At 53.0% G+C, this 6,098-nt stretch carries 7 protein-coding genes; 6 read left to right on the top strand and 1 reads right to left on the bottom strand.

What is annotated here, in order from left to right:
• The first annotated feature begins 3 nt into the window (after positions 1–3).
• The 6 genes from VFK44_09450 (at position 4) to purU (ending at position 5,007) form a co-directional block, all read left to right on the top strand.
• Positions 4–138: an NIL domain-containing protein gene (locus VFK44_09450; protein ID HET7628598.1), complete on the top strand. Its 135-nt coding sequence runs from the start codon at positions 4–6 to the stop codon at positions 136–138.
• A complete protein-coding gene (locus VFK44_09455) occupies positions 128–790 on the top strand; it encodes a methionine ABC transporter permease (protein ID HET7628599.1) in 663 nt (220 codons plus the stop codon). The genes VFK44_09450 and VFK44_09455 overlap by 11 nt, the downstream gene beginning before the upstream one ends.
• 20 nt (positions 791–810) lie before the next feature.
• Positions 811–1,683: a MetQ/NlpA family ABC transporter substrate-binding protein gene (locus tag VFK44_09460; protein ID HET7628600.1), complete on the top strand. Its 873-nt coding sequence runs from the start codon at positions 811–813 to the stop codon at positions 1,681–1,683.
• 20 nt (positions 1,684–1,703) lie between these two features.
• Positions 1,704–2,918, top strand: coding sequence for a M20 family metallopeptidase (locus tag VFK44_09465; GenBank protein HET7628601.1), 1,215 nt, complete (start codon positions 1,704–1,706; stop codon positions 2,916–2,918).
• A 302-nt stretch (positions 2,919–3,220) separates the two neighbouring features.
• Positions 3,221–3,781 (top strand): carbonic anhydrase, encoded by a 561-nt coding sequence (locus VFK44_09470; GenBank protein ID HET7628602.1) that lies wholly within the window; start codon positions 3,221–3,223, stop codon positions 3,779–3,781.
• Positions 3,782–4,149: 368 nt separating this feature from the next.
• Positions 4,150–5,007: a formyltetrahydrofolate deformylase gene (purU, locus tag VFK44_09475; GenBank protein ID HET7628603.1), complete on the top strand. Its 858-nt coding sequence runs from the start codon at positions 4,150–4,152 to the stop codon at positions 5,005–5,007.
• A 274-nt stretch (positions 5,008–5,281) separates the two neighbouring features.
• On the opposite strand, the gene proC is transcribed toward purU, so the two are convergent.
• Entirely contained in the window at positions 5,282–6,094 is an 813-nt protein-coding gene (gene proC / locus VFK44_09480) for a pyrroline-5-carboxylate reductase (protein ID HET7628604.1), read from the bottom strand.
• Between the last annotated feature and the right edge of the window lie 4 nt (positions 6,095–6,098).

The following is a 6,098-nucleotide window of genomic DNA, read 5'->3' on the forward strand; positions in this document are numbered from 1 at the left end:
CAAATCACGGAGCTTCAAGACATTCCGTTCGGTCATTTGATCGTCGAGCTGCAAGGCGAGGAAGCCGAAATCCTTCGTGCGCGGCAGTATATCGACAATGTCGTGTCCGTCAAGGAGGTGTTGGCAGATGCAAATTAGTTGGGATACGTTTTGGATCAAAGTCGCCGAAGCGACCGGTGAAACGTTTACGATGGTCGGGATTGCGTTGTTTTTCGCTGCTTTGATCGGCATACCAATGGGAATCGCCGTCGTCGTTACTCGGAAAGGACATTTGCTAGAAAACCGAATCATTTTCAGCGTGCTCAATGCCGTCATAAACATTTTTCGCTCGATTCCGTTCATCATTTTACTCGTCGCGATCTTGCCGCTTACACGCATCATCGTTGGAACGTCGATTGGAACGGCTGCCGCCGTCGTCCCGCTTGTGCTTTTTTCAGGACCGTACATTGGCCGGCTTGTCGAAAGCAGTTTGCTCGAAGTTCAACCTGGCGTCATCGAAGCGGCGGAATCGATGGGGGCAACGCCGTGGCAAATCATTTTTCGCGTGCTTGTTCCAGAAGCCTTAAGCTCCCTCGTTTTAAACTTGACGATCGCGGCGATCGGCCTTGTCGGTGCTTCGGCAATGGCGGGCTTTGTCGGAGGAGGTGGATTGGGGGACCTTGCGATTGCTTACGGCTACCAGCGGTTTGAGACCGACGTGATGATCGTGACCGTGATTTTATTAATTTTGATCGTCCAGCTGTTTCAAGCTTTAGGCAACAATGTATCACGCATCATTAGAAGAAGATAATTAAAGAGGAGAGAACCATTATGAAGAAAATCGTATCGCAGTTATTGTTTGTTATCTTAATCATCGGACTCGCAGCCGGCTGCAGCAGTCAAAACGACAGCGCGAGCGGCGACGGGAAAGCGGACACGAAACAAACGGAGAAAAAAGAAACGAAAACGTTGAAGGTCGGTTTGAATGCTTCGGGTGTGCCCATTTGGAATTTCGTAAAGGAAAAAGCTGCGAAACAAGGCATTGAACTAGAACTTGTTGAGTTTTCGGACTATGTTCGCCCGAATCTTGCCTTGGCTGCCGGGGATATTGACTTGAACGCGTTTCAGACGGTGTCCTACTTTGACGCTTTTATTAAAGAAAGAAACTTGGACCTTGCGCCGCTTTGCACGACCTTAATTGCACCGATGGGCTTGTATTCGGAAAAATATAAAGATCCGAAAGACATTCCGGACGGCGGAAAAATCGCGCTTCCGCAAGAAGCGACCAACATGGGCCGGGCTTTGCTTTTGTTGCAATCGGCCGGATTGATCAAACTTGCCGACGACTTTGACGGCAATGGATCGTTAGACGTTATCAAAGAAAATCCGAAACATTTGGAGTTCGTTCCGGTTGCCGCTGCGCAAACGCCGCGGGCATTGCCTGACGTCGCCGCTTCCGTCATCAACAACGGGGTTGCCGTCGAAGCCGGATTCATTCCCGTGAAAGATTCGATTTATCATGAAGACGACACGGCGACGCCTTACATTAACATCATCGCTGTTCGTTCTGAAGATGTCGACGATCCGACGATGCAGAAACTCGCAGACATTTATCAGCAGGACGATGTGGCGCAACACATTCGCGAAGTCTTTGAAAATTCCACCATCCCGACGTTTGTCCCGCTTAGCAAAATCGGCTGGTAGGCGAAAGGAAACGATCTTTTATGGCGATTACAGAAACTTCCTTGCAGGCGGTTGAACAAGAACTTTTGGCGGTGCTCGACCGTCATCGCAGCGATTTCGTTTCGATCAGCCATCAAATTCATGACCGTCCCGAAATCGGCAACGAAGAGTTCTTCGCTTCTCGGTTGTTGAGGGAACACTTGGAGAAGCACGGGTTTTCGGTGGAGCGGCGGGTAGCTGGCCATGAGACGTCTTTCGTCGCCCGCAAATCGTCGGGCCGGCCGGGACCGACGATCGGCTTCTTGGCGGAATATGACGCGCTGCCCGGCCTCGGGCACGCTTGCGGCCACAACCTCATCGGCACGATGAGTGCGGCCGCTGCAATCGCCGTCGGCGAAGTCGGGCTGGAGGCTGCAGGCGGCGAAGTGGTCGTATTCGGGACGCCGGCCGAGGAAGGCGGGCCGAACGGGAGCGCGAAGGGCAGCTTTGTGAAGCATGGGCTGTTCGAGGGTGTCGACGTTTGCATGATGGTTCACCCGTACCACCGGACGACGGTGACGGGTGAAACGCTTGCAGTCGATCCGCTCGATTTCGAATTCCGGGGACGTGCCGCGCATGCGGCCGCTTCGCCGGAAGAAGGGATTAATGCGCTTGATGCGGTGCTGCAGCTGTTCAACGGAATCAATGCGTTGCGCCAGCACGTGACGGATGACGTCCGAATTCACGGAGTGATTCTGGACGGCGGGACGGCGCCGAACATTGTTCCGGACTATGCGCGCGCCCGCTTCTTTATCCGAGCGAAGACGAGGAAGGCTTTGGATGCGATGACGGAGCGAGTGAAGGCTGTCGCTGAGGGCGCAGCCTTGGCGACGGGGGCGGAGCTGGACGTCGTTGCGTTTCAGAAGGAAGTGGATCATTTTCGGTTGAACCGTCGATTGGATCAAGTGTTTGTAGAGAAGCTTGATCAAATCGGGGAACCGTATGATCCGGTGAATGACAAAGGCTTAGGATCGACTGATGCAGGGAATGTGAGTCGGGTGGTGCCGACGATTCATCCGTACATCAAGATCGGACCGAGCACGTTGGTGAACCATACGGACGCGTTCCGCGAAGCGGCGCGGTCGGAGGAGGGAGACCGGGCGTTGATCGCCGGCGCGAAGGCGCTGGCGCTGACCGGCTTTGAGTTGCTGCACAACCGTGGCGTGTTGGCGGAGATCAAAGAGGAGTTTCGCGCGCGAGCGGAAAGTGAAGAATGAAAGGAGCCGGCCCAGGAGGGCCGGTTTTAGATTATTCATTCCGTTCGTTGTGACTTCAGACTCTCGAGCATCGTTTAGGAAGATGTATGGGATGATTTCCATAGATGTACCTCCTTTGTTCCTATCGAAACGAATTTTTTGTGGGCTTGTTGTTTCTAGGGTTCCTTGCCAACACTTTATCAGAGATAAGATCCAACGGAAATAAAAAGAATGAGTCGAAAAGCCGGGAGGATTCATAAAGCGGTATTTTTATCGTTGATCAATATTTTTGGTAAAATAAAAAGAAAAAAGGAGAGAAGAACATGTCCTTATTAAAACAAGTGCTGGAGCACAACGACAAGTTTGTGGAAGAGAAGGCCTATGAGCCGTACATAACGGACAAAGTGCCGAATAAGAAAGCGGTTGTCTTTACGTGCATGGATACGCGGCTCGTCGAATTGCTGCCGAAGGCGATGGGGTTTCGCAACGGCGACGTGAAGGTCGTAAAAAACGCCGGCGCACGCATCACGAACAGCTATGACAGCGTCGTGCAAAGCATTTTGATCGGTTTGTGGCAACTGAAAGCGGACGAAGTGATCGTTGTCGGCCATAAAGATTGCGGCATGGCCGGGCTGAAAGGCGAAGCGACCGTTGAAAAAATGAAAGCGAACGGTATCAGCGCGGACGTGCTCGCTTCGGTCGAGACGGCCGAAGGTGTGAATTTGAACGACTGGTTGAGCGGGTTCGAGTCGGTAGAGGACAACGTGAAAAACAGCGTGAACAAGCTGAAGACGCACGAGTTGCTGCCGGCAGGCGCGAAAGTGCACGGGCTCGTCATCGACCCGAAAACAGGAAAATTGGATCTCGTCCACGAGGACGAGTAGAACAGAAGAGGCTGGCTCAAAAGGTCGTAGAAAAACGACTAGGGGAGTCAGCCTTCCGACGTTTAAGTCGGAATCGCTCATGAGAAACGCTATTTTGAAGAAATGAGCGGCTATTTTATAAAATCGCTCACTGAGAACGCTATTTCCCTTTTAAGGTTGAAAAAGGGGCTCGTATTCACGTGAATTCAGAAAATAACGTTTCTGATGCGCGTTTTTATCTGAAAATATGATTTTCGAAGGAAATAGGAACATAGGTGAGCGATTATTGTGAATCGGCAGCCGCGAAAAGTTCATCAAAGCCGGGGGTTTCCAAAAGCTAAGCTTTTTGGGGCACCCTCTTTTGTAAAGAGAGAGGAGCTGAGAGAGGGATGTTAAACAACCGTTTAAGATTGTTGGTTTCGTGTGACGACCGCCCGGGGATCGTTGCAGAAGTGACGACTTTTTTATATAAAATTGGCGCCAATATCATCGAGTCCGACCAATATTCGACCGATCCGGTCGGCGGAACGTTTTTCATGCGGGTCGTTTTCGAAAAGCCTGGCGTTGCCGATGAGTTTGCGGGCATCGAGCAAGCTTTCGCTGAGGTGGCTGAGCCGTTTCGCATGAAGTGGCGCTTCTCGCAGGCGGGCCGCAAGAAGCGGATGGCCATTTTTGTATCAAAAATGGAGCATTGCCTGTTGGAACTGCTTTGGCGCTGGCAGGCCGAGGACTTGCATGTCGATATTCCGCTCGTCATCAGCAATCACCCAGATGCGCTCGGCACGGTTCGCAGCCTCGGCATCCCCTTCCATCACGTGCCGGTGACGAAGGAGACAAAGCAGGAAGCGGAAGCCGAACAAATCGAGCTGCTCCGCGCGCATCGCATCGACTTCGTCGTGCTCGCCCGCTACATGCAAATTCTCTCGCCCGCCTTCGTCGCGCGCTACCCCGGCCGGCTCCTGAACATTCACCATTCCTTCCTGCCCGCCTTCAGCGGCGCTCGCCCTTACGAGCGCGCGTATGCGCGCGGCGTGAAGATCATTGGCGCGACGTCTCACTACGTCACCGACGAGCTCGACGAAGGGCCGATCATCGCGCAAGGTGTCCGAGAAGTGAACCATCGCGATCATGTCGCCGATTTGAAAAAGATCGGCCGGACCATTGAACGCGATGTTCTGGCGCAGGCGGTCGCGCTTCACGTCGAAGACCGCGTGATCGTCCACGGGAACAAGACGATCGTATTCTAGCCGCAGACTAAACGCTCTAACGGACATCTCGTCACCTTAGCAGTCACTTTTAAGAAATATTATATTGTAACGGACATTAAATCCTCTTAGAGTACTTTTCTTCATCACTTCAGCAGGCTCAAAGCTTCTAAGAGGACCAGATGTCCGTTACATTATTCTGGCGGGCTTTTATCATTGCTAAGGGGACCAGATGTCCGTTAGCACAAGCTCGAGGGGACGATCGCCTGCCACAAAAAAGCGTGCTGAGAAACTGAAAGTTTCTCAGCACGCTTGCTTACTTCGCCTGCTCGTCGGCGCGCGCGTTCACGGCCGTGACCGCTTCCTTGACGATGCCGGAGAAGTTGTTTTGCGCCAGCACTTCGAGGCCGGCCGCTGTCGCGCCGCCCGGCGAAGTGACTTGCTGGCGCAACTCGTCCGGCGCTTCGCCGTTTTTCAGCATCGCACCGGAGCCGTAGATCATCTGCACGACGAGCTTGCGCGCTTGCTCCTGACTGATGCCGTAATGCATCGCGGCTTTCTCGAGAATTTCCGCGAAGCGGTAAATGAACGCCGGCGCACTGCCGGTAATTGCCGTCAGCACGTGAATTTGCTGATCGGTGCAGGCTTGCGATTCCCCGATGCCGGCGAGCATGTGCTGCAGCATTTTTTTATGTTGATCCGTTACATAACTTCCGAGCGAATACAGCGAAATCGATTCCCCGATGTCCGCCGCCGTGTTTGGCATCACCCACGCGACCGGCGTGCCTTCCGGCAGCGACTGCTGCAATTTTTCCGTACCGATGCCTGCTGCGACCGACACGACAAATTGACCGTCGACCAACTTCGAAAGTGTTTCGAGCACTTCCGGGTGGGCCTCGGGCGGGCAAGCGAGCAAAATGACGTCTTTGTCAGACACTTCCTCCCGCCAATCGAACGTGAAGGAAACGCCGTATTGCTGTTGCAAGCATTGCAGTCTTTCGTTATCCGTATGGTTGGCAATCATCAACTGTTCGCGGTCGAATTTTTCGTGACTGACTAATCCCGCGAGAATCGCTTCTGCCATTCTTCCGGCGCCAATAAACAAAATTCGCGGTGTTTCTGCTTTCATTTTT

Source organism: Bacillales bacterium, assembly GCA_035700025.1.
GTDB lineage: Bacteria > Bacillota > Bacilli > Bacillales > DASSOY01 > DASSOY01.

Bases quoted from the DNA above. Each gene is read 5' to 3' on its own strand.
- VFK44_09465 (HET7628601.1), top strand. From the start codon at position 1,704: ATGGCGATTACAGAAACTTCCTTGCAGGCGGTTGAACAAGAACTTTTG.
- proC (HET7628604.1), bottom strand. From the start codon at position 6,094: ATGAAAGCAGAAACACCGCGAATTTTGTTTATTGGCGCCGGAAGAATG.
- VFK44_09470 (HET7628602.1), top strand. From the start codon at position 3,221: ATGTCCTTATTAAAACAAGTGCTGGAGCACAACGACAAGTTTGTGGAA.
- purU (HET7628603.1), top strand. From the start codon at position 4,150: ATGTTAAACAACCGTTTAAGATTGTTGGTTTCGTGTGACGACCGCCCG.
- VFK44_09455 (HET7628599.1), top strand. From the start codon at position 128: ATGCAAATTAGTTGGGATACGTTTTGGATCAAAGTCGCCGAAGCGACC.
- VFK44_09460 (HET7628600.1), top strand. From the start codon at position 811: ATGAAGAAAATCGTATCGCAGTTATTGTTTGTTATCTTAATCATCGGA.